This is a genomic window from Acinetobacter sp. ACNIH1 (assembly GCF_002934695.1).
Taxonomy (GTDB): domain Bacteria; phylum Pseudomonadota; class Gammaproteobacteria; order Pseudomonadales; family Moraxellaceae; genus Acinetobacter; species Acinetobacter variabilis.
The window spans coordinates 1,221,464-1,245,592 of the sequence record NZ_CP026420.1; the positions used below are offsets into that span (position 1 = coordinate 1,221,464).

20 protein-coding genes and 1 pseudogene are annotated in these 24,129 nt (G+C 41.0%); 6 read left to right on the forward strand and 15 right to left on the reverse strand.

Annotation, left to right across the window (positions count from 1 at the left end):
- Positions 1 to 121: 121 nt before the first annotated feature.
- On the reverse strand, positions 122 to 559 hold the full coding sequence (locus C3F22_RS06080; RefSeq protein ID WP_104426075.1) for a hypothetical protein: 438 nt from the start codon (positions 557 to 559) through the stop codon (positions 122 to 124).
- A gap of 263 nt (positions 560 to 822) precedes the next feature.
- Entirely contained in the window at positions 823 to 2,376 is a 1,554-nt protein-coding gene (locus tag C3F22_RS06085) for a phospholipase D family protein (RefSeq protein WP_104426076.1), read from the reverse strand.
- A gap of 120 nt (positions 2,377 to 2,496) precedes the next feature.
- Between C3F22_RS06085 and C3F22_RS06090 the strand changes: the two genes are divergently transcribed.
- The 5 genes from C3F22_RS06090 (at position 2,497) to C3F22_RS06110 (ending at position 8,987) form a co-directional block, all read left to right on the forward strand.
- A complete protein-coding gene (locus C3F22_RS06090; RefSeq protein ID WP_104426077.1) occupies positions 2,497 to 3,609 on the forward strand; it encodes an S-(hydroxymethyl)glutathione dehydrogenase/class III alcohol dehydrogenase in 1,113 nt (370 codons plus the stop codon).
- A 208-nt stretch (positions 3,610 to 3,817) separates the two neighbouring features.
- Positions 3,818 to 4,348: a hypothetical protein gene (locus C3F22_RS06095; protein WP_104426078.1), complete on the forward strand. Its 531-nt coding sequence runs from the start codon at positions 3,818 to 3,820 to the stop codon at positions 4,346 to 4,348.
- A 553-nt stretch (positions 4,349 to 4,901) separates the two neighbouring features.
- A complete protein-coding gene (locus C3F22_RS06100; RefSeq protein ID WP_104426079.1) occupies positions 4,902 to 5,951 on the forward strand; it encodes a 3-deoxy-7-phosphoheptulonate synthase in 1,050 nt (349 codons plus the stop codon).
- A gap of 254 nt (positions 5,952 to 6,205) precedes the next feature.
- On the forward strand, positions 6,206 to 7,384 hold the full coding sequence (locus C3F22_RS06105; RefSeq protein WP_104426080.1) for a PilT/PilU family type 4a pilus ATPase: 1,179 nt from the start codon (positions 6,206 to 6,208) through the stop codon (positions 7,382 to 7,384).
- Between the two features lie 406 nt (positions 7,385 to 7,790).
- Entirely contained in the window at positions 7,791 to 8,987 is a 1,197-nt protein-coding gene (locus C3F22_RS06110; protein WP_104426081.1) for a PilT/PilU family type 4a pilus ATPase, read from the forward strand.
- A 75-nt stretch (positions 8,988 to 9,062) separates the two neighbouring features.
- On the opposite strand, the gene C3F22_RS06115 is transcribed toward C3F22_RS06110, so the two are convergent.
- The 4 genes from C3F22_RS06115 to C3F22_RS06130 form a co-directional block, all read right to left on the reverse strand.
- Complete coding sequence (locus C3F22_RS06115; RefSeq protein WP_104426082.1) at positions 9,063 to 10,238, reverse strand: MFS transporter; 1,176 nt, start codon at positions 10,236 to 10,238, stop codon at positions 9,063 to 9,065.
- Positions 10,239 to 10,490: 252 nt separating this feature from the next.
- A complete protein-coding gene (gene gcvH / locus C3F22_RS06120) occupies positions 10,491 to 10,865 on the reverse strand; it encodes a glycine cleavage system protein GcvH (RefSeq protein ID WP_104426083.1) in 375 nt (124 codons plus the stop codon).
- An 82-nt stretch (positions 10,866 to 10,947) separates the two neighbouring features.
- On the reverse strand, positions 10,948 to 11,976 hold the full coding sequence (locus C3F22_RS06125; protein ID WP_104426084.1) for an AraC family transcriptional regulator: 1,029 nt from the start codon (positions 11,974 to 11,976) through the stop codon (positions 10,948 to 10,950).
- 376 nt (positions 11,977 to 12,352) lie between these two features.
- Positions 12,353 to 14,209: an ABC transporter ATP-binding protein gene (locus C3F22_RS06130; RefSeq protein WP_104426085.1), complete on the reverse strand. Its 1,857-nt coding sequence runs from the start codon at positions 14,207 to 14,209 to the stop codon at positions 12,353 to 12,355.
- 171 nt (positions 14,210 to 14,380) lie between these two features.
- On the opposite strand from C3F22_RS06130, the pseudogene C3F22_RS06135 reads away from it, so the two are divergent.
- Positions 14,381 to 15,146: pseudogene (locus C3F22_RS06135) on the forward strand (IS5-like element ISAba31 family transposase).
- 163 nt (positions 15,147 to 15,309) lie between these two features.
- On the opposite strand, the gene C3F22_RS06140 reads toward C3F22_RS06135, so the two are convergent.
- The 9 genes from C3F22_RS06140 to C3F22_RS06180 all read right to left on the reverse strand — a co-directional run bounded on the left by C3F22_RS06140 (position 15,310) and on the right by C3F22_RS06180 (position 23,948).
- Positions 15,310 to 16,587, reverse strand: coding sequence for a mechanosensitive ion channel family protein (locus C3F22_RS06140; RefSeq protein ID WP_104426086.1), 1,278 nt, complete (start codon positions 16,585 to 16,587; stop codon positions 15,310 to 15,312).
- Positions 16,588 to 16,720: 133 nt separating this feature from the next.
- Complete coding sequence (locus C3F22_RS06145) at positions 16,721 to 17,191, reverse strand: transposase family protein (protein ID WP_104426087.1); 471 nt, start codon at positions 17,189 to 17,191, stop codon at positions 16,721 to 16,723.
- Positions 17,139 to 17,534, reverse strand: coding sequence for a transposase family protein (locus C3F22_RS06150; RefSeq protein ID WP_008306679.1), 396 nt, complete (start codon positions 17,532 to 17,534; stop codon positions 17,139 to 17,141). The genes C3F22_RS06145 and C3F22_RS06150 overlap by 53 nt, the downstream gene beginning before the upstream one ends.
- Positions 17,535 to 17,842: 308 nt before the next feature.
- A complete protein-coding gene (locus C3F22_RS06155) occupies positions 17,843 to 18,379 on the reverse strand; it encodes a DUF2058 domain-containing protein (protein ID WP_104426088.1) in 537 nt (178 codons plus the stop codon).
- Positions 18,380 to 18,394: 15 nt separating this feature from the next.
- Positions 18,395 to 19,069, reverse strand: a complete 675-nt coding sequence (locus C3F22_RS06160) for a YoaK family protein (RefSeq protein ID WP_104426089.1) — start codon at positions 19,067 to 19,069, stop codon at positions 18,395 to 18,397.
- 42 nt (positions 19,070 to 19,111) lie between these two features.
- A complete protein-coding gene (gene sstT / locus C3F22_RS06165; RefSeq protein ID WP_104426090.1) occupies positions 19,112 to 20,308 on the reverse strand; it encodes a serine/threonine transporter SstT in 1,197 nt (398 codons plus the stop codon).
- Between the two features lie 238 nt (positions 20,309 to 20,546).
- A complete protein-coding gene (locus C3F22_RS06170) occupies positions 20,547 to 21,515 on the reverse strand; it encodes an IS30 family transposase (protein WP_265735213.1) in 969 nt (322 codons plus the stop codon).
- Positions 21,516 to 21,672: 157 nt separating this feature from the next.
- Entirely contained in the window at positions 21,673 to 23,421 is a 1,749-nt protein-coding gene (locus tag C3F22_RS06175; RefSeq protein WP_104426092.1) for a SulP family inorganic anion transporter, read from the reverse strand.
- Between the two features lie 206 nt (positions 23,422 to 23,627).
- On the reverse strand, positions 23,628 to 23,948 hold the full coding sequence (locus C3F22_RS06180) for an ArsR/SmtB family transcription factor (protein ID WP_104426093.1): 321 nt from the start codon (positions 23,946 to 23,948) through the stop codon (positions 23,628 to 23,630).
- Positions 23,949 to 24,129 lie beyond the last annotated feature (181 nt).

Genomic DNA, 24,129 nt, shown 5'->3' on the forward strand with positions numbered 1-24,129 from the left:
GCCATAAAAATATTCAGGTCAAGGCAATTTAACCAATTAAAAATAAGAAATAAATTTCCTATGAACAAAAAGAGCCGATATGGCTCTTTTAAATTTTAGAAATGGAAAATGGAAAAATGAATTAACTATCATATTCCACATAATCCCACAGGTTTAAGCGCGCTTTAATTTCCTTGCGAATATTTGGCAACATTGGAAGTAATGTCCCGTCAATCCATAAACTTAAAGCCTGTGCAGAAATCAGTTGCTGTTGTTCATCGACCAGTTGTGCACCTTTAACCATCACCAGCGTTTCTTCAGAAGCTTCGGTTTCAACACCTTTAAATAACACCTGTAATTCATAACCGTTATCCTGAATCAACCATTCCAGTTCGATCTGGATATTCTGATTAGATTTAAGTACGACCTGACCTTCGACCAAGTCTGAATCAGACAGGCAATCATGTTCAACCCGTACTTTGGCTAAAAACCATTCTTGTTGAGACAGATCCTGCAAGGTCTTAACAGGGGTGAGAATATCACTGAGTTTAAACTGGCGGCTTAAATCAAAAAATTGCATGGGAGTGGAAAGCGAAAATTCGCAAAATACTAGAAAAGTGTAATTCTAGAGCAATCAACGGAATAGGTAAAACCTTTGTCAGCATTGATCTGATTAATGTATAAGAAATAAGCTGAAAAATATAAGTAGAAAAACTCGATTTAGAGATTTAGTCAATTTTATATTGTTCAGCTTATTACCAATAAAGATCTAAAATATCTAAAGCCAACTATCAATTAAGGAAAAACCACACTAAATGTGATTTGATCGCAATGTATCTGTCATTACATTAACCATTCTCCCGGGAATTTTGTCACCAGATTCATCATATAACGCTGGAATTGTGTTGTTTCAGGGTCATGATTATGCTGAATCACTGAACCATTTTTTTGATGTTCCAGCCAAATGATCTCGCCCTGTTTATTTAACTTAAGTTGATAAGCTATTCTGGGTAAATACTGGTTTAAGGACTTGGTAATTTCATCTTGGAGCTGATCAGATTCAATCACCAGACCGACTTCAGTGTTTAAATAGGCAGAACGTGGATCGAAGTTAAAGGAACCAATAAATACCATGCCATCCAGATCAAAGAATTTGGCATGCAAACTGGAGCTGTTCTTATTTTTGGCCGGAATAATATTACCGGTCATAATTTCATACCAGGTCCGTTTTGGTCGTTCAATATAGGGTTTAAATTCCCAGAGCTCAATTCCATTTGTGAGGAGCTGTTTACGGTATTGCTGATAATAGGCGTGGACCAAAGCTACATCATTTGCCTGGAAAGAATTGGTTAAAATTCTGATTTTGACACCTTGTTGGGCACGTTTACTTAAATAATCCGCACCTTCCTGAGTAGGAATGAAATAAGAAGAAACCAGTTCCAGATGGTCTTTGGGCTCACCCATAAGTTCCAGCATATGAGTATAAATATAATCACCATTCTGGGCGCTACGACGGGTCTTGGAAGGGGCATCGGCAACAAAATAGGCATTTCCCCATTTAATCGGGCGCTTTCTCAGCTGCTCATCAATCTGCTGTTCCGCAATACCAACTCGACGTTTCAACTCATTTTTATCGACTTCATCTTCTTTAAATTCGGTTCGCAGCCGTTTTAAAAGTTGTGGATTGCCTGAATCATTTAGAACTTGTCGGATGTCATAGCTTAGATCATCGTTCCAGAATTTGATAAAGGTCTGATTCGCATCGTGTGCTGGTTTTCCGGCAAAGAAAATATCAACATCGCTAAACTGAAAGTCTTCACTGGCATCAAAATATTCACTACTGATATTCCGACCACCTGTGACCGCTGCCGTACCATCTGCAATAATCAGTTTATTATGCATGCGCGGATTAACATATTTCATACGGAATCCGTAATCAAGGGCACGCAATTGACGGAATTTATAAGGATTAAATAGTCTGACTTCGAAATTAGGGTGTTGGGCTAAGGCCAGCAGCTTATCATCCAGTTGAGTTCCGTTCTGGTCATCAATCTGAACCCGAACCTTCACGCCTCGATCAGCGGCTTTTAATAATTGGGAGAGAATCATGTTGCCAATATAGTCATCTTTCCAGATGTAATATTGCAGGTCGAGATGGTATTTGGCCTGATTGATCAGATATAACCTTGCCGCCATACTCATAAAACCATCATATAAAGGCAGATAAGCCGTTTTACCTTCCTGAATTTGTGGTAGCTGTTCCTCTCTAATCCAGTGGGCCGATTGTACGGGAGTAATAGCTTCTTCTTTTGCTGTATTGGGAGCTAATTCACAGCCAGAAATAGTCAGGCTAAAAACAAAAATACTTAAACATGTAATTGACGAGGGCTTAGTCATTGATGTTCCATTTGTTATAGGGGTTTTATTCCTCAACTAGTGATGTTAATGGTTGAATCTCCGAATAAAAAGAGGTTACTGTTAACCATCTGTAAATCAGTAATAAAAGGATTGTTTTACATGAAATCACGTGCAGCGGTTGCATTTGGCCCAGGTCAGCCATTAGAAATTGTGGAAGTAGATGTTGCTCCACCAAAAGCAGGTGAAGTACTGGTAAAAATTAGCCATACTGGCGTATGTCATACCGATGCATTTACCTTGTATGGTGATGACCCGGAAGGCGTATTTCCAGCAATTTTAGGCCACGAAGGTGCGGGTGTGGTCGTTGAGGTAGGTGAAGGCGTAACGAGTCTGAAACCGGGTGATCATGTGATTCCACTTTACACAGCAGAATGTGGTGAATGTCTGTTCTGTAAATCGGGTAAGACCAACCTGTGTGTAGCGGTTCGTGCGACTCAGGGTAAAGGTGTAATGCCAGATGGAACTACCCGTTTTTCTTATAATGGCCAGCCAATTTATCATTATATGGGCTGTTCAACGTTCTCTGAATATACAGTCGTTGCAGAAGTTTCTCTGGCGAAAATTAACCCTGAAGCTAACCATGAGCAAGTGTGTTTATTGGGCTGTGGCGTGACTACAGGTATTGGTGCAGTACATAACACTGCTAAAGTGCAGGAAGGCGATAGTGTTGCTGTATTTGGCTTAGGCGGTATTGGACTTGCAGTTGTACAAGGTGCTCGTCAGGCTAAGGCAGGTCGTATTATTGCCGTGGATACCAATCAAGATAAATTCGAACTGGCTAAACAGTTTGGTGCTACTGATTTTGTGAATCCGAAAGACTATGACAAGCCAATTCAGCAAGTGATTGTGGAAATGACCGGTTGGGGCGTAGACCACTCTTTTGAATGTATTGGTAATGTCGACGTAATGCGTTCAGCACTAGAATGTGCGCATCGCGGTTGGGGTCAGTCTGTGATTATTGGCGTAGCAGGTGCAGGTAAAGAAATCTCGACTCGTCCATTCCAGCTAGTCACAGGCCGTAAATGGATGGGTACGGCATTTGGTGGTGTTAAGGGCCGTTCTCAATTACCGAGCATGGTTGAGCAGGCCATGAAAGGCGAAATTCAATTAAAACCATTTGTGACACATACGATGCCATTAGAACAGATCAATGAAGCCTTTGATCTGATGCACGAAGGTAAGTCAATCCGTACAGTCATTCATTTTGACTAAGCTGTTTTAATCTAAAAAAGACCGGTACCAATCCGGTCTTTTTTATGCGGCTTTCACTTGATTCAGGATACATTAGTGCATGAAAGCCTCACAGAGAGTCACTGAAACAACACACGCCTGCTAATGTCATTACATGCCAGATGCTTATATTAAATAGGACGTATGAAAATACGTGATAAAACCATTTTAAAGAATAAGGATAAGCTCTATGTCGAATGATAATTTTGATCGTGATGTAATTAAGAATGCGCCTAAAGATGTCCGCGATGATTTAAATGCTGATCCAATTACTGGTGAACCTGGTGCTCATCCTGTGGGTACAGGTGTTGGTGCTGCAGGTGGCGCAGCGGCAGGTGCAGCGGTCGGTGCAGCAGGCGGTCCGGTCGGTGCAGCGGTAGGCGGTGTTGTTGGGGCAGTGGTCGGTGGTCTCGCAGGTAAAGGCGTAGGCGAAGCTGTGAACCCGACTGAAGAAGCAGCTTTCTGGCGAGATAATGCTGTTGAAACCCCTTATTATTCAGATGCCCGTACCACATATAGCGATTTAGATTACGATCGTGACTATAATGCGGCCTATCGTGTCGGTTATGAAAACCGTGGGGCATATGATGCTAATACCCGTTTTGAAGACGTAGAAAGCGATCTGAAAGTAAAATGGGAGCAAGCAAAAGGCCAGTCACGTTTGAACTGGGAACAGGCAAAATTTGCAGTACGTGATGCATGGAATCGCGTAACCCGTTAATTGCAAATGCCAAAACCAAGATCTAATATGCTCTTGGTTTTAAGGAAATGGGCAAAGTCCGCTGACTTTCACGACTTTGTTCATTATTAATATCTGAAAATTAATCACTGAAAGGCTAGAATTCTAGGGCGATAAGTAAAATACAAATACTGATAAATATTTTTTTTTATATTTACTACTTGTCAAAACTGGATAGAGCGCGTATTTTAATTTCAGATTCACATTTTTATGAAAGACATAAACATGTTAAAGCAACCTATCATTTCAAACGCTTATTTTTATTTCTGGCAGTTTAAATAATTGCCTGAATGCGTTTGGGCAATGAAAAGGTTGCCCACCAGTTAATACCTGATCGGCAACCCTGATCAGGTTTTTTTATGCATGTGATTTAACAATTTTTTGGAGACAGCCATGACAAACTTTAACTATTCATACTTTAGCAACTTTTATTGGTCTTACTTTAGCCAGCTAATGACGCTTTCGACATCTTCGATTAGACCCATAACGCTCAAATAAAAGTTTGGACTGATTGCCAGTCCCAGGATTTAAAGTCATGAATATTGCAAATACATCACAACAACATCAAACAGAAACCATTTTAGCTTTGCCACAGCAGCTTAAGCAGCAATTGCCACTGTCTCCGCAATTGGCTGCACAAGTCGCTGAACAGCGTCAAATTATTCAAAATATTTTAGAGGGTAAAGATCACCGTTTAATGGTGATTACCGGACCATGTTCCATTCATGATGAAGCTTCCGCACTTGAATATGCAGAAAAATTAAAACAACTTCAGGAACAGGTTTCTGATCAAATTTTCCTGGTTATGCGGGCTTATATTGAAAAACCACGTACTACTGTAGGCTGGAAAGGCTTCCTGTATGACCCAGAACTCGATGGCTCATCCAATATGCAATTGGGTCTGGAAAAATCTCGTGCACTGTACCTAAAACTGATTAGCATGGGTCTGCCGATTGCCTCAGAGATCTTAAGTCCAATGGCAACCGCGTATTTCGATGACCTATTGGCCTGGGGCGCAATTGGTGCACGTACCAGTGAATCACAAATTCACCGTGAAATTTCCAGCCATATGCCGTACAGCATCGGTTTCAAAAATGGGACAGATGGTTCGATTCAAATTGCTCTTGATGCTATTCAGTCAGCTTCCAATCCACAGCAGTTCATGGGCATGAGCCAATCGGGTCTGCCGTGTATCCTGAGCTCAAAAGGGAATCCAAAAGCACATTTGATCCTGCGTGGTTCAAATAGTGGTCCGAACTACCAGTTGTCTGAAATTGAAAAAATTAAAGCGAAACACTCAACCGATTTGCCGGCCCTGGTTATTGATTGCAGTCATGGCAATAGTTCAAAAAACCCAATGCTACAACCTAAAGTGCTGGAGCAGATCGTCGCTGAACGTTTGCACAGCAATGTGCGGGGTGTAATGCTCGAAAGTCATCTGGTCGATGGCAATCAGAAAATCTCTGAAGATATGGTTTACGGCCAGTCAGTGACTGATGGATGTCTGGGCTGGACAAAAACCGAGCAATTATTGTTAAATATGGCTGATTCACTGCGATGCGAAAGTTTAAAGCGTAGCGCTTAAACTCACGATCTTATCTTTCCTCAATTTGTTGAGGAAAGATATTATGATCGGATATGGTTGTTCAGAAGTATTTTTCTAAATGCTGAAAGCAACAATTCGATATTTTGAAAATTAAAACAATGAGTATTAAAACGATTTTAAAAATTGATTAAAAAATAATTAATTTAAAAAATAAACAATAACAATAACTTATTAGAGGTCAGCCTGACACTGTTTTTAAACAGCGGATGAGTAATGATCCCAGGAAGCTTGCTATGTATACAACTGAATTGCTCGATGAAGCACGTAAATTTATGCACCATATGCTGACCAAAGTCGTGGAATATGGTGGTTCCGATCTTTTTATCACAGCTGATTTCCCGCCCAGTATCAAACAGCAGGGGTTAATGAAACCGTTTGGCCAGCAGAAACTTACAGCCGATAAGACCCGTTTGTTTACTTATGCCTTGATGAATGAGCGACAGATTCAGGAATTTGAATCGGTGATGGAATGCAATTTTAGTATAAGCATCCCGAATGTGTCGCGTTTCCGGGTTAATGTCTTCCAGCAACAGCATAATGTAGGCATGGTGATTCGGGTCATTACGACAGATATTCCAAGCTTTGTACAGTTAGGCTTACCGGATTCATTGCAACAGGTCATTATGCAGAAACGTGGTCTGGTGCTGGTAGTTGGTGCAACGGGTGTCGGAAAATCGACTACATTAGCAGCTATGATTGATTATCGTAATACGCATACTGAAGGGCATATTATTACGATAGAAGACCCGGTGGAATATGTCTATCAGTATAAAAAGTTGATGATCACCCAGCGGGAAATTGGTGTAGATTGCGTTTCCTGGCACAATGCACTGATTAATACCATGCGGCAGGCACCTGACGTTATCGTGATTGGTGAAATCCGGGATACAGACAGTATGGAACATGCAATTGCCTTTGCTGAATCCGGCCATTTATGCCTTGCAACACTCCATTCCAATAATGCCGATCAGGCACTGGACCGGATTGTTAACTTCTTCCCAGAAGAACGCCGTAATCAGCTACTGCTAGATTTATCAGCTAATATCAAAGCCGTGATTTCTCAGCGGCTAATTCGCACTCAAGATGGTAAAGGTCGTCGGGCTGCGGTAGAAATTCTGCAAAATACCCCTTTAGTTTCTGACCTGATTCGTAAAGGTGAATTCCATGAACTTAAAACGATTATGGCTCGTTCGCGGGAACTGGGCATGCAAACCTTTGATCAGGCATTATTTGATTTATATAACCAAGGCATTATTTCTTATGAAGAAGCCTTGCGTAATGCAGACTCCAGCAATGAATTACGTTTGCAAATCAAGCTGAAGAGCAGTCGTATCAATCCTGTTTTACAGGTAGAAAATGCCCAGATTTCACTTCTGGAACAGTCCAGATCGCGTGCACTTTCACCTGACTAATCTTTGCTTTTTAATAAACAGACTGCCATTCAGCTCAATAGAACTGAGTCATAAATCTTCTTTAATGGTGGCTTTTAAGCAAGGCAGCTTTCAGCCACCTATCTAGATATTCAATTCTATCCTTACTTGCCTGACGAATTTAATTTAACCCTGTCTGCATTTATATCCTGAATATGATCTTTTTCATCGTAATATTCTTTTAAAATGCAATAGTTTTTAAAAGGCAATTTATATCTACTTAATTAATATTTTGTTGAACTTCATCACATAATATTCCGAAAATATTTTCTTTATAAATCAAATCTATTTGAGGCTTTAAAAAAAACGCTGCACAATAAAAATCAAATGATATTGGCATGAATCAAGCATTTAAATTCATGTAATTGTGTATTTCCAGGGGAAGAGAATGTTCACGGCAGAACTGTTGGACGAAGCAAAAAAATTCATGCATCACATGCTGACCAAAGTAGTGGAATATGGGGGCTCAGACTTATTTATTACCGCAGATTTTCCACCGAGTATTAAACATCAGGGCTTAATGAAGCCCTTTGGACAACAGACCTTAACTGCTGAAAAAACCAAACTGTTTGCTTATAGCTTGATGAATGAAAAACAGCGTCAAGAGTTTGAAGCTGAACTGGAATGTAACTTCGCGATTACCGTGCCGGGCGTATCGCGCTTCCGGGTAAATGTTTTCGTACAACAGCTTCAGGTCGGGATGGTAATCCGGACCATTACGGCAGAAATTCCAAATTTCCAGAAACTGAAATTACCAGAATCATTGAAACATGTGATTATGGAAAAACGCGGTCTGGTACTGGTTGTGGGAGGAACAGGTTCAGGTAAATCAACCTCTCTGGCAGCGATGATCGACTACCGTAATGAAAATTCGGCGGGGCATATCATTACCGTGGAAGACCCAGTGGAATATGTGCATAAGCACAAGAAATCTATGATTACTCACCGTGAAGTTGGGGTAGATTGTCATTCCTGGCACAATGCGCTGAAAAATACCTTGCGTCAGGCACCTGATGTGATTCTGATTGGTGAGATTCGTGATACCGAAACCATGGAACACGCAATTGCCTTTGCTGAAACCGGACATTTATGTCTGGGCACACTGCATTCCAATAACGCCAACCAGACTTTGGACCGGATTATTAACTTCTTCCCGGAAGAACGCCGTAATCAGTTATTGATGGACTTATCTTCGAATATGAAGGCGATTATTTCCCAGCGTCTGATTCGTACTCAGGATGGAAAAGGGCGTCGGGCTGCAATTGAAATCATGTTAAATACACCTTTGATTTCTGATCTGATTCTAAAAGGTGAGTTTCATGAGCTGAAAGCCATTATGGGCAAATCTCGTGAACTGGGCATGCAGACTTTCGATCAGGCCTTATTTGACCTGTATAACGAGGGTGCGATTTCTTATGAGGAAGCATTGCGTAATGCTGATTCGACTAATGAATTACGTTTACAGATCAAGCTGAAAAGCAACCGCCAAGATAATCCTGCTGCTGGAGAAGCAACACAATTCACGATGATGCAAGAACCGAAAGCTGAAGAAAAAGAACAGGAAAATACTTCAGCATCTGAATAAATACATCTTCGTGTCAGAATTAAAACAGGCAGTTCATCTGCCTGTTTTTTTATTATATTTAGATATTAACTTGTATTAGGCAGTCTTAACTTGAACGACCAGTTTAAAGTAAACAATACTGCATAAGGTGAGTAAACTACAGAGAATAAAGGCGAACTGATAACTATAAGTCGCAATAAGCGCCCCAATCAGTAGCGAACCGACCGCAATTCCTACATCATAGAAGGTATAAAAGGTCGAAGTCGCATAACCAATCCGGTGTTTCGGTGCACGTTGAATGGCCAGTGTTTGAATGCAAGGTTGTGCGCTGCCAAAACCGACACCAATCAATACCGCAGCCAGTAAGAATCCCCACAAAGTCTGAATCTGACTGAGTAAAAAAAGTCCTAAACTAAATACTAAGAGCGCAGGATAAATTACATATTGTGGGCCTTTACGATCATAAATTTTTCCGGTAATTGGACGCAAACTCATCATGGAAATGGCAAATACAACAAAGAATAAACTGGCATAAGCCATCAGATTTTTACTGGCAGCAAAAGGCGCAATAAAAGACATGATGCTGGCGTAAGAGAAGGAAATCAGAGCAGCCAGAACAGCAACAGGCAGCGCTTTCTTTTCTACAACATCAGAAAACACCAGTCCTTTTTTATCAGGAATAGTTTGAATGATGTTCTCAGTCTCCTTGACCGGAATCATTAAGCAGAAAGCAAATCCGATAAAAACTAATGCAATCAGCAATGTTGTGATCTGAAAATAAGACCAGTATTCAATCAGACTTAAGCCAATCAATGGTCCTAGAACAATACCCAGATTGACTGACATAACGTAATAGCCCATGCCTTCGCCTTTACGCTGCTCTGGAATAAACTGATTCACCACAGGAACACAGACGGTAGTCAAAATACTAAACCAGATCCCATGCAAAAAACGGATGATAAATAAGGTCGTCAGCTGATCGGCAAGCAAGTAGGCTAGGGAAAATAGACTGAAAAAGATTCCAGAAACAATCAAGGTTTTACGGATATCCAATTTCTCAATAATCAGGCCGCTAAATGGTCGTACAGCAATCGCTGAAATCATGAACAAGGTCATGGCCAGACCAGCTTGGGCTAAGTTTCCACCTAATTCTTTCAGGATATAAATCGGTAAAATCGTGGTTTGTGCAAAATAGAAAATAAATAAAAACAGGTTATTGGCCAGACACAGCACAAAAGGCTTGGTCCATAAAGGCAATAGATTGGATTTCATAATTTTCCTAAATTGATCTATAGGGAAATGCTGCGATGAGCATGAATATTATTTTTATAAAGCAGCCTGAGCTATCTGATGCGAGTGATAGCAGGTACAGCAAAGACTTTAAGAAAAATGTGTGAAAAATACAATAAAATTCCGATATAAATACATTGTATTTGATGGTGAGCTTTAAATACGAAGTTTTCAATGCGTAAAAAAATCAGCCCGCAGGCTGATTCTTATTTTTCCATACTAAATCAAAGTAGCTTATAGGCCAGCTTCATATTCTGTATTAGACAATAGCTTTTCTACATCTGCCATATTGTCCGGTTTGATTTTATAGATCCAGCCTTTGCCATACGGGTCATCATTAATGAAGTCAGGATCATCTTCAAGCGCAGCATTGATTTCAACCACTGTACCAGAGACAGGTGCATGAATATCAGAAGCAGTTTTCACTGATTCAACCACGCCAGCCTGTTCGCCCGCAGTAATATGTGAGTCAAGATCTGGTGCTTCTACATAAACCAGATCACCTAATGCATCCTGTGCATGGTCGGAAATACCGGTCACAACAAGATCACCCTCAATGCGTACCCATTCATGCGTACTTGCGTACTTTAATTCTGAAGGATGATTCATTGATAACTCCCTAAAAATCTTAAGATCATTTTTGATATGTTTTATACATTCTTTTTGGCCAAAACAAAAGGTTTATCCGTGCTTATAAATAAGGATCTTTACGCCAGTTGCTCGGGCTACGACCACTCCAGCGCTTAAACGCCCGACTAAAATTGGCCACATCACTATAGCCAAGTTCATCAGCGATCTGCTCCAGAGTAAAGTCTGTACGAGATAATAAGGAAGTGGCATGCCGGTAGCGCACTTCATCCACTAGCGTCGAAAAAGAAGTACCTTCAGCGGCCAACTGACGCTTTAAGGTTCGATCCGACATATGCAGCCGTTCAGCTACGCTTTCAATACTCAGATAATGCTGTTCGGAATGAGTCAGAATATCCCGTACCCGCATGGCAATCCGGTGCCGTTCACCAAGTGCCGATAATTCAGCTTCACACTGGTTAATCGCAATCTGGCTAGCAATCGGATCAGCGTGTACCAACTTGTTCATCAGGTAGCTTTTATCAAAGCTTAAAATTAAATGCGGCTGTTCAAAACGGAACTGATGCGTAGGAAATTTCGCCATGAAGCGCTCAAAACCTTCCGGTTTTTTGAAATCAAAGTCGATTTCACCGGTTGCATCGTTAACCCCGGTAATGGCTTTGGCCATACTGATCAGGCCAATCATCAGGGCAATTGAAATTTCGGTGCGAAGCGGTTCCAGCTGAATATCAGTTTGCAACTGTACGGTTGCCTTAGCGCCAAAGGTCGAGAAAAATAGCTGCAGGAAGGGTAAACGTAACTGAATGAATCGGTTCGCTAGCACCAGAGCTTCGGTAATATTATTCGCCGTCATGATGGCATAACCGATAAAGCCATGAATCGAAATCCGCATCTGGGTACCTAAGTGATAACCCAGTGTCGGTTCACCAGTGAGCTTCAGGGCATGCTTGACCAGTTCATTGGCCACAGGGGTCGGAATACGGTAATCAGGATCTGCCAACTGTTCACTGGTCAGGCCAAAAGGCTTAAAAAGCGACTCATTATTATACCCCCAGCGGGAAATGACATCGAGAAGCAAGAGACCGTATACACCTGGAATACCTTGGTCTTGGCGTGGAGCTATTGTTTTCATGCGCGATCCGTTGCACTCATTCAAATTTTTTTATTTTCACTTCATATTGGCATGAAAAAGCCATTTTCTTGATAAAAATTGTTGGACAAAGCTGTGGCAATTTCCACAAGCAGATTTTAATCAACTTAAAGCAGAGTAGCTCAACTTAAAGTTGGAAATCAATGTAAACCAGAGATATTTTAGGGATTTAATTTTAAGCCTACAGATTTCTATTAATTCAGAATAGGGCTGTTTTTTGAATAATCTGGAATTTAAAAATGCTTGTGGAATAGTTGATATTCCCATAAAAGCAAACCGAAGCATGGCTATTCAAGTGACTCAAATAGAATGCTTCGGTTTCTGTTGTAGAGCTTAGCTACTACTGAATAGAGAGCAATTATGCTTCATGCAAGCTGTCAGATTTGGCATGTTGTTGTACCAAAAAACCGCCGGTTTGACGCTGCCATAACTGCGCATAGATCCCGTTTAAGGCCACCAGTTCATCATGCGTACCTTGCTCGGCAATTTTACCTTGATCCATCACAATCAGACGATCCATCTGCGCAATGGTAGAAAGACGATGCGCAATGGCAATAACCGTTTTACCTTGCATCAAATCATCCAGACTATTCTGAATAGCCGCTTCGACCTCGGAATCCAGAGCACTTGTGGCTTCATCCAGAATCAGAATCGGTGCATCTTTCAGGAATACCCGGGAAATGGCAATACGTTGGCGTTGTCCACCAGAAAGCTTCACGCCACGTTCACCCACATAGGCTTCATAGCCTCTACGGCCACGCAAATCAGTCAGATTCGGAATAAATTCTTCCGCTTTGGCCTTGCGTACAGCTTCAAACATCTCTTCATCAGTTGCATCCGGACGACCGTATTTGATATTTTCAGCTACGGTACGATGCAGCAAAGACGTATCCTGAGTGACCAGCGCAATATTTTTACGCAAACTGTCCTGAGTGACATCGGCAATATCCTGATCATCAATCAGAATACGGCCCTGATTCAGATGATAGAAATGCAATAGCAATTGAATCAGGGTCGATTTACCAGCTCCAGAACGCCCCACGATCCCGATTTTTTCACCTGGGCGAATGGTCAGATTAAACTGGTCAATGACCGGTTTTTCATTATAGGCAAAAGTGACATTATCGAATTTAATCTCACCGTGTTTTAGCTCCAGTTCTTTCGCATCTTCTTTGTCTTGAATATTGATCCGACGACCTAGAGTTTTCATCCCGTCCTGAATGGTACCGACATTTTCAAACAGGGCAGAGGTCTGCCACATCATGAACTCGGCAATACTATTCAGCTTTAATACCATCGCTGTAGTGGCTGCAATAATCCCGAGCTGCGCTTGACCTTGCATCCAGAGCCAGATTGCAGTTCCCAGCACACCTGCATACAGCACAACGCTCAGCATCAGAATGCTGATTTCGTATTGAGCGCCCAGCCGCATCTGTTTATATACCGTAACCATAAATTCCTGCATGGAGGATTTGGCATACTGGCTTTCACGACCCGCATGCGCAAAGAGTTTTACGGTCTGAATATTGGTATAGGCATCAGTCACACGTCCGGTCATGACTGCACGCGCATCCGCTTGTAAGGATGAAATCTTGCTTAATCTTGGAATGAAATAGCAGGCGGCACAAATAAACAAGAATAGCCAGACCATAAGCGGCAGGATGAGTAAGGGTGAAATAGCACCCAAAACAATATTAATCGTGACGAAATAAATCAGCACATAGGCCAGCATATCGCCCAAAATGACCCAGAATTCTCGGATCGCCAGCGCCGTTTGCATGACTTTGGCCGATAAACGTCCGGCAAAATCATTATGGAAGAAGTCCAAACTCTGTTTGAGCAATAAATTATGGAAGCGCCAACGCAGACGCATCGGGAAATTACTATATAAAATCTGATGCTTGATCAGGGACTGAGCACTGGCAAACAGGATATTTGCCAGCAAGATAATACTCAATAAGGTTAGATTGCTGGCATGTTGATCTAAAAAAGTATCTGGCTGACTTTGACTCAACCAGTTCACCAGATCGCCAATTTTTGAATACAGTAAAGCCTCAAAACTGGCTGCACCCGCGGTACACAATACTAGAATCAACAAATAACGGCGTACCCCATAAGCTGCCTGCCATACAAAGGGGAAAAACCTGGTGGGTAAAGGTTGATTCAGGTTTTTGGTGGGATAGGGATCTACCAGCCGTTCAAGCCATCGAAACATTCACGTACTCTTATCATGTATTTTCTTTGCGGAAATTATAAAGGATTCTGCTTTTTGAAGTCTGAATTTGAGTGAAATTGCCACAAATGTTTAGGGTGTGTTGACACTTTTAGCTTAAAAAAATAGCGAAGTAGTAAAATCAAATCACCAAACCCAATTTTACTATTCGCTATGCCTCGTACCATGCTGACAGATCAACACTGGCAAAAGTTGAAAGTTATTCTGCGTAATTTATCCATTCACCACAAATCAAATTTACGCAATTTTATTGAAGCTATTCTCTATAGAATTAGGACAGGTTGTCCGTGGCGAGATATTCCTTCTTGTTTTGGTCATTCAAACTCTATTTTCAAACGTTTTAATCGTTGGTCAAGCAGCGGTAAGTTACTTAGATTATTCAAATGACTAGCCTCATGCCCCGATATGGAGTGGATTTTTATTGATGGCTCTCATGTACGTGCTCATCAACATTCTGCCGGCATAGCGAATCAATCTATTTCTAAAAGTGCAGGAGGAAACTCCTCAAAAATACATTTGATTGTTGATGCACATGGCAATCCTATTGATTTCATGATTACCGATGGAACCACACATGATGTTAAAGTTGCGCCTGATTTAATATCAACATTAGATTTAAAAGAGACAAAAGTGGTATGTGCAGATAAAGGCTATGATTCAGAACCACTGCGTGAACAGATCAGGAAAACAGGGACTAAAGCGAATATACCAAAGAAAACGAATAGCCAATCGAACAATGACCATATGGACTGGTATTTATATAAAATCAGGCATTTAGTTGAAAATATGTTTTGTAGATTAAAGCAATTTAGAGGAATAGCTACTCGATATGACAAGCTCAAAAGAAATTATCAAAGTTCTGTTGCCTTAGCCTGTATATTTTTATGGCTACCTTTATAGGGTTAATTATGAACAGTAAGTGTCAACAGACCCTAACTAAATCAAACTTTAGATTGCAGAGCAGAAACTCATGCCAGATTTATGCCAGCTGATATGAAAACTAAAAATAAGAGCCTGAATTCATTTTAAATACTGAATAAAAAAGCCCGAAATAGAGATTATGTCGGGCTTAAGTTGAAAGGTTAGTTTAAGTGATAATCGGAGATGATAATCGGAGATGAAGAACTCGCGTTAAAAGATTCTTTAAAATCACTGCCAGAAGGCGCCTGATACACCTTCAATCCAAATTCCGGAATAATCGCCAGAATATGGTCCATGATATCTGACTGGATATTTTCATACTCTGCCCAAACCGTCGTATTGGTGAAAGCATAAATTTCCAGTGGTAAACCTTCGCTGGTCGGTTGTAATTGACGTACCATCAATGAGAAATCTTTGGCAATACCAGGATGCTGTTGCAGATAAAATTCCAGATAAGCGCGGAACGTTCCTAAATTGGTCAGACGGCGCTGGTTGTATTGTGAATGATGCTGGAGCTGCTGGTTAAATTTATCCAGCTCTTCTGATTTGGTATTCAGATATTGATCTAGCAGGATGAAATTTTTCAGTTTGTTCTGTTCTTCAGCTGTCATGAAATGTACGCTGGTTTGATCAATATGAATTGAACGTTTGATCCGGCGGGCACCCGCTTCCTGCATGCCGCGCCAGTTTTTAAAGGTATCAGTCACCAGTTTATTGGTCGGAATCGTGGTCACAGTCTTGTCAAAGTTCTGCACAGTCACTGTATGTAATGACATATCAATGACATCACCATCGGCATTTAGGGTCGGCATTTCAATCCAGTCACCAATACGTACCATGTCATAAGATGAAATCTGAACCGAAGCCACCAGTGACAGAATCGTATTTTGAAAGACCAGCATCAGGACAGCGGCCATCGCACCAAAGCCAGCGAGCAAGGTGAATACATCTTTTTTCAGGAAAGTGCCTAAAATCATCAAGCCACAAACAATGAAGATGATCAGCTTGACCAGCTGTAAATAACCTTTAATCGGCTTGTTGCGTGACTTGGGATTACGCTGATAAATCAGGTTAAAGATATTCAGTAACTCACCGAGTGCCAGAGCAATGGTCAGGAAAATAAACGCCTGAGCACCCATTTGCACAAAGGTTTGCACCTTATCGGATAAATGCGGGACAGTGGTAATCCCGTTCATGATCACGATTGCCGGAACAATATTGGAAATCCGGCGAATCACACTATGTTCAGCAAAAATCTGATTATTGGCAAAGGGCATTTTGGAAATCAGTTGACGAATACCGCGTACGACAATCTGTTTGGCAAACACATTGGCAAGGATGGCCAGTAAAATCACAATACTCAGTGAAGATAACATTTCCAGCCATGGGTACTGATCGGCCCAATCTCGAATATTCTGAATAAAATTAAACTGTTCCAACTGATCTTTCTCTTTAACTCAAAAAATTTGTTAGAGTTTATAGGTTTAAACGCAATTTTTTAATCTTGGATAACCTTTTAAAACATATCTTTCTTAGAGGAGGCGAACTTAATCACTAGACCTCTTTCATAAATCATTTTTTGCTCAGTTCCAAGTTGTAGATTCCAGCGATTAAATTGAATCTCAAACCAAGCCTTTTACCTCTATTTCGATAACGCTCAGCAAGGATTTTGAAGGTTTTCAAACTGCCAAATACATGCTCAATTCCAATTCTTCTTTTATTGATTTCCTGATTATAGATTTTTAGTTCGGAATCCAGTTTACAGCGCTTCTTTGCTTTTAATGGCAACAAGCTATTTGGATACACTGTATAAATTCCCTGATAACCCTTATCCGCAAGGATAAATGCACCTGCAGGAATCTGATTCAAGTTACGTTTGAAGAGTTCGAAATCATGTACGGCACCACGACTCGTACATAAACTCAGGATTTTTTGAGTTTGATAATGAATGATGGCCTGTACTTTGAAAGTGTGGGTCTTTTTCTTGCCGCTATAGCTTTTCTTCTGTTTTTTTAGGCCTTTGGATTGGAATTTCTGTGGCATCCACGATCACAACATTCCAATCGATGCCTTCGCCCTCGGGTAAATCTTTGGGTAAATTAAACAGATTGGACCGAATCAGGCAGTCTTCAACATGACGGACAATTCTTGAGGCTGTGGGCTCTGAAACCCCGTAACTCGTCGCAACGTGAAATAAGGTTCGGTATTCCCGCCAATAGCTCAGACAGAGCAGAACCTGATCCTCCAGGCTTAACTTGGGCGGTCTGCCTTTGGCAGAGACATGCTTCTGCAATTGCTCAACCATCAAATAGAAAGTTGACCATGAGATGCCTGTGTATCGCTTGAACTGAGGATCAGAAAGCTTGTTTGAATCGATGTATTTCATCCGCAGATTATGCACGAATGCCAAGAAATCCGGAGTGCAAATATTAACCAAAAAGAAGATCGTTTTTTGATTTATGAAAGAGATCTATTGAATATTTACAGACTAAATTTTAGTTATTAGCGCTTTCATTTAAGGCTCGTTATATGAAATCTGAAGTTTCCAAATAAGATTTAAATTGAGTGAAATTTGCTATCTATTAAAACAAGAATATGCAAAAGGCAAGCTGACATAGACTTAATGAAACAGATTAAAAAAACCGGCAAATATGCCGGTTTTTTATTTATGCTTTCCTTTTAAGGAAAATGTGTTTACCACATTAAATCATCAGGAATCACATAAGCTGCATATGGGTCTTCTTCATCAGTGGTTTCTTCATTTTTCTCTGAATTATTCACAATGATAAAGCCTTCCATTTTCGAATTGATGCGATCCGCCAGAGCTTTAGGCAGGAAGGCATAACTCTCATTTTCACGTGCAATCACCAGACTGCCAGCGACCAGTGCATTATAAATCTGCTGGTTGATATAAACTTTCTTGATCTTGCTGTCATCAATAAACTGATAACTAATTTCGCCATCCGTATCGCGGATTTTATGCTGATTAATCATCTGCATGATGGCAGCTTTGAGTTCTTTTTCCTGCAACTGGGCTTTTTTCGCCTGTTCAATGGCTTGGTCTTTAGCCAGCTTTTCCTGTTTGTCCTGCTCAATCTTGGCCTTGATTTCGGCTTCTTTACTGTCACCTGTGCGTTTTTCATGTACAGCCTGTTTAGACAGTTTTTTGGCTTTTTTATTATCGACCAGGCCTGCCTTTAACAATTGTGCCTGTAATGCATTTTTAACCATGAGAGTTTCCAGAAATTAGTCGTGTTGATGTCGATAACGTAAATAGATCACCCAATAGGTCAGGCTAAGCAGCAGGCTTAACACTGTAGGGACCAGGAATGCATTTAATTTTAAATAAGGATAAATCCAGCTGGCAAGTATGCCGCCCACCAAAAAGCCAGCCAGAATCAGCATATGCAGGATCACTTTACGGGATTCTACTACCAGACCACGCAGGCGATAGCCCATAGCCAGACCTAAATCGGTCAGTACACCTGACAGATGCGTGGTCCGGATAATGGCACCTTTATAGTGGCTGACCATGGCATTTTGTACGCCCATCGCGACACAGGCCCATAACAAGGCATAACGCGGGAAATAGGGCAATAATAGCCAGCAAATGAATATAAAAAAAGCCACTAGGCTTAAAGGATAACCATACAGGCGTCCCAAGCGAAAGTGACTATTTCCTAAAATCAGCCCGCTATACATCGAGCCAATCACATAACAGAGCGTAACCAGAATCAGATACAAAATCTGGCGTGGTTGCCAGTCCAGCAGCGCCATCGCCAGCATACTGACGTTACCGGTCATATGTGAAACGGACTGATGCAACACGGTCACCAGTCCTAATACATTAATCATTCCGGCATTTACCGCAAGGAAGAATGCACCCAATTGAACCCACGATGGTAAACGCTGTAATGGCATGGCAATATCATTAGCAAAACATCTTGATTCTTCAATATAAAATCAATCTGTAGCGCGGTCTACTGCTGTTGTAAATAAAACATCGGTAGATGAGTTGAGTGCAGTCTCGGTAGAGTCCTGCAATACACTGATCACCATACCAATTGCTACCACTTGCATTGCGATATCTGAAGAAATCCCGAACAGGCCACAAGCTACCGGAATCAGCAATAGTGAACCACCAGCCACACCTGAAGCGCCACATGCAGACACAGTCGCTACGATAGAAAGAATTAGCATAGTGGTGAAGTCAACATTAACACCTAAAGTATTCACTGCAGCTAAAGACAACACTGTAATCGTCACTGATGCACCAGCCATGTTAATTGTTGCACCTAAAGGAATCGCTACGCTTGAAGTAGTCTCTTTCACACCTAAGCGTTTTGCCAAGTCCAGGTTTACCGGAATATTGGCAGCAGAACTGCGGGTAAAGAACGCGGTAATGCCACTTTCACGTAAACAGGTAAACACCAGTGGATACGGATTACGACGGGTAATGAAACCGACCATTAATGGGTTAATCACCAAGGCTACAAATACCATCGTGCCCAATAAAACAGCTAATAAATGCGCGTAACTAGTCAGAGTATCCAGACCGGCTTCGGCAAAAGTCACGGCAACCAGACCAAAAATACCCACTGGTGCAAAGCTGATTACCAGACGAATTACATAATTGATGGCATTGGCAGCGTCATTTAAACAGGTTTTAGTTGTGTGCGATGCATGACGGAAGGCAATCCCTAACGCAATTGACCATGCCAGAATTCCAATAAAATTCGCTTCAGCAATGGCAACCACCGGGTTCGCCACAAAGCTCAGCACCAGATTTTTGAGAATTTCACCTAGGCTGCCTGGCGGCTGTAAATCACCTTGCGCTGCAATATCCAGGAACAATGTGCTTGGAAATAAAATACTGGCGATCACAGCGCTTAATGCTGCCAGGAACATGCCGACAGCATACATCAGCATAATAGGTCTTATCGTTGAATTGGTCTGGCCAACCTGGAAATTTGCGATTGATGCAAGAACCAGAATGAAAACCAGAACTGGCGCGACTGATTTTAGTGCCTTAATAAACAGATCGCCCAATAGGCTTAAGAAAGGTGCAGCTTCAGGAAATAACAGAGCCACACCAACACCTAGAATAATGGCGATGATGATTCGGGAGACTAAACTCAGACGCGAAAGGGCAGAAAACATAAGGTTGCCTTGTGAAAATTACGAGGGCTAAATGCGAAAAAAATTTGCGTTATTTTATACTTAAATTAAGGATCGCTTAAAATATATTTTTAGATAATATTTAAATATCTGAAAATTAATAAATAATTAAGATGATTTTTTATCTTGATCGTATTATTTCCATACAAAATTCTTAGAAATAGCCAGATTCAATGATCGGTTTTTAAACTTTATTTTTTAGATGAATATAGAGGCGAATTCAAACATGAGGTGCGACAGTTTCAAAAGCCTTATGATAATCAACAAGCTGAGCAAATTTCTCTAATGGTGTAAGCCAATCTAACGCTTTTCTAGGACGAGTATTCAGTGACATGGCGACTTGATTTAAATAATGCTGATCTGCCTGATTTAAATCAATCCCTTTAGGTAAATATTGCCTAATTAAACCATTCATATTTTCGCATGTACCTTTCTGCCATGGCGAATGTGAGTCACAGAAATATACATCTATGCCTAAATCTTCTTCGAGGATTTTATGTTCTGACATCTCACGTCCACGGTCATAGGTCAACGTTTTACGTAGTTCTGCAGGTAAATATTTCAGAGCTTCAGTTAAAGCCTTGCGCACTGATTCTGCCTTTGCATCAGGTAATGTTGTCAAGATACAGAGCCGTGTATTTCGTTCAATAAGTGTTGCTATCGAACTTTTATTGTCTTTACCTTTAATTAAATCGGCTTCCCAATGACCCGGTATTTTTCTTTCTTGAACTTCGGCTGGGCGCTCATGAATAGTTTTAATATCCTGTAATATAGAATCTTTTTTAGGTTCACCGTTAGCTTTTCGCTTTTTATTTTCATGACGCAGACAGGATAATAAGTCTTTTTTCAACTCACCCTTTGGTAATGCTCGTATAGTTGAATAAATCGTTGTATGGCTTACATTCATTGTTTGATCCAAATCAGGAAATGTCTTTAAACGCTTTGCTATTTGCTGAGGAGACCATAAACAACGGATCGCTTCAACAATAAATCTCCAGAGAATTGAGTCGATTTTGAGTTTTCTGTGACCGCGTCTACGTCTAGCGAAGGTGTTATCAGAAGCATATCGAGCTTGATAAACGTCATTGATGCTATTTCTTTTAAGCTCACGATAGATCGTACTAGGATGTCTTTTAATGAGTTCAGCAAATTTTCTGGCTGAAAAGCCTTCTTTTCTTGACTCAAGCATTAATGCAGTACGATCTTCAAAGTTAAGATGATGGTATGACAATTTTATATACTCCATAAACCCTTTAAATTAATTAGGTGGTTTATGTCGCACTTCAAGTTTTACTCTGCCATTCTTTGCATGACAGCATGTCTATCATGCAAGGAATTAAAAAATCTTAAATCATATAATGCTGAGGCTTCTCGAAGATTTCCGGAGCCAGATCCTGAATTGCCTGAAAATGGGTTAGATAAATCCGTCCACTCAAATGTGTCAATAGTTTGGAGGCTTGCAAGCGGTCGAATACCGGGCCTTTCACTTCTGCAAAATGCAGGCGAATATTCAGTTTTGACAATTCAGCATTGAGCTCTTCCAGTGTTTCCAAGGCACTCAAGTCAATCGCACTAATACTGGAGCAGTTCAAAATCACATGCTCTAACTTGTCATTTAAACTTAACTGATTAATCAGATAACCTTTTAAGGTATGCGCATTTAAAAAACTTAGATTTTCATCAATACGCAGTGACAGAACCCGATCAGAGGTCATCACCTGATGACGCTGGATATTCCGAAAATGCTGGGTGCCTTCGACCAGACCTACGACTGCAATATGAGGGCGGCTGATGCGCCATAGCATAAGAATAAAGGTCGAAATAATCCCGACGATTAGACCGGTAGTAATATCCAGTAATATCACACCAAAAAAAGTAATCCACATGGCAATGCCATCAGCTTTGGAATAACGCCAGGCATCGACGAAAGGCTGGAAATTGACCAGTTTCCAGATAGACACAATAATGGTTGCAGCCAGAATGGTCAGCGGCAGATCCTCAAAGAAGCTGGTAAAAAACAGACTAACCACGACAATCAATAAAGAAGACAATACGCCAGCCAAAGGTGTTTTGGCGCCAGCGTCAGCATTAACCACAGTACGTGACAGACTACCGGTTACAGGAAAGGCGGAACTGATTCCGGCACTGATATTGGCTACACCGAGCGCAATCAATTCCTGATTACTGTTCAAATTGCTACGCTGCTGTAGCGCCGTTGCCTGAGCAATAGAGAGAGATTCCACAAAACTGATCATGGCAATCATGCTGGCACCCGGTAATAAGGTCATCACCAACTCCCAGTTCCAGTGTGGGAAAGACAAAGGCGGAAAGCCTGAAGGAATTTCACCGACCGTTTTAATGCCTTGAACTTTTAAGTCTAAAAACAGAACGGCTGCAATACCGAGAAAAACCAGAATCAGTGGAACTGCTCGAACCAGAAAATCAGTCGAACCGATCCGGCTTTGTACTGCTTGAGATTTTAATAGTTTCGGCAGATAAACCAGTAAACCGATAGAAAGCAGGCCAAAGATCAGACTCGGGAGATGCAAAAGTGGTAAATATTCAATCAGGCTTTTCACCAGCTCGGGAATATTATTGGCTTTTAAAGGTAAATCCACCAGAAACTTGAACTGACCAAAAGCAATCAATAGAGCCGAAGCAATAATAAAACTCTGAATGACCGGATGGCTGATCAGCTGAATTAAAAAGCCGAAACGGAATACACCTAAAAGCAGGGAAATAATGCCGACCATCAATGCCAATAAAGTTGCCGCTTCAATATAGACCGGAGAACCCACTTCAAATAATGGATTCAGTGTGGCAAAGGTCATCATGGAAATGATGGCTACTGGTCCAATCGATAAGGTCGTACTGCCGCCCAATAAGGCATAAATGATCATTGGTAGAATACTGGCATAGAGTCCCATAATCGGTGGCAAACCTGCCAGCATGGCATAGGCCATCCCTTGGGGTACCAGCATCGCGACGACAATCAGGGCAGCCAGTACATCTGATTTTAATTTCACTGGGCTGTACTGACTTAACCATGACCAGGCAGGGAGTCTATTGAGCAGTCTAGACTTAAAATTTGGCATATACAGGTCTAAATCACAAATATAGATATATTATGCACAAATTCTGCTAAGAAGTCTTAGGATATAAATAGGTGATCATTCACATTTTAAAAAATGAATGAGGGGACAAAGGATCAAGGTAAAAGACTTAAAACTCTCAGTAAAGAAAATTTAAATCAGGCAGATCGCTTTAAAATAAAACAGGACGAATAAGGTAAATTGCAGCTTTAAGCGACTGCTTGATTTACACAGTAGATTTGATAAAGCTTTTTTAACATTTCTACCAGGTTCTGGTCTTTGATCGAATAATAGATCTGTTTACCGTCTCGACGGGTATTTACCGCATCGCTTTTACGCAAAATCATGAGCTGCTGAGACAGGGTTGGCTGTCTGATGTCGGTAATCTCTTCAATTTGAGAGACATTCAGTTCATTTTGGGAGAGATGACATAAAATGAGCAGTCGGTCCGTATTGGCCATTAACTTTAAAATACCGACAACCTGTTGAGCTGAATCCCGCATCGCGGCAATTTCAAGATCGGTTTTCATTTACTATGTCCATTTATACAATTACAGCCTGCGAATTATACGACTCGAACAGCGTGAATTGATGGATAGAAAGCATGAATTACTATGGTTTTTAATGAATTGTGTTATCAAGAATAGTTATAATTTACTAATTAAAATATAAGATAATTTTATCGTGTTCCGGTTTTTTAGGAAGAAGATG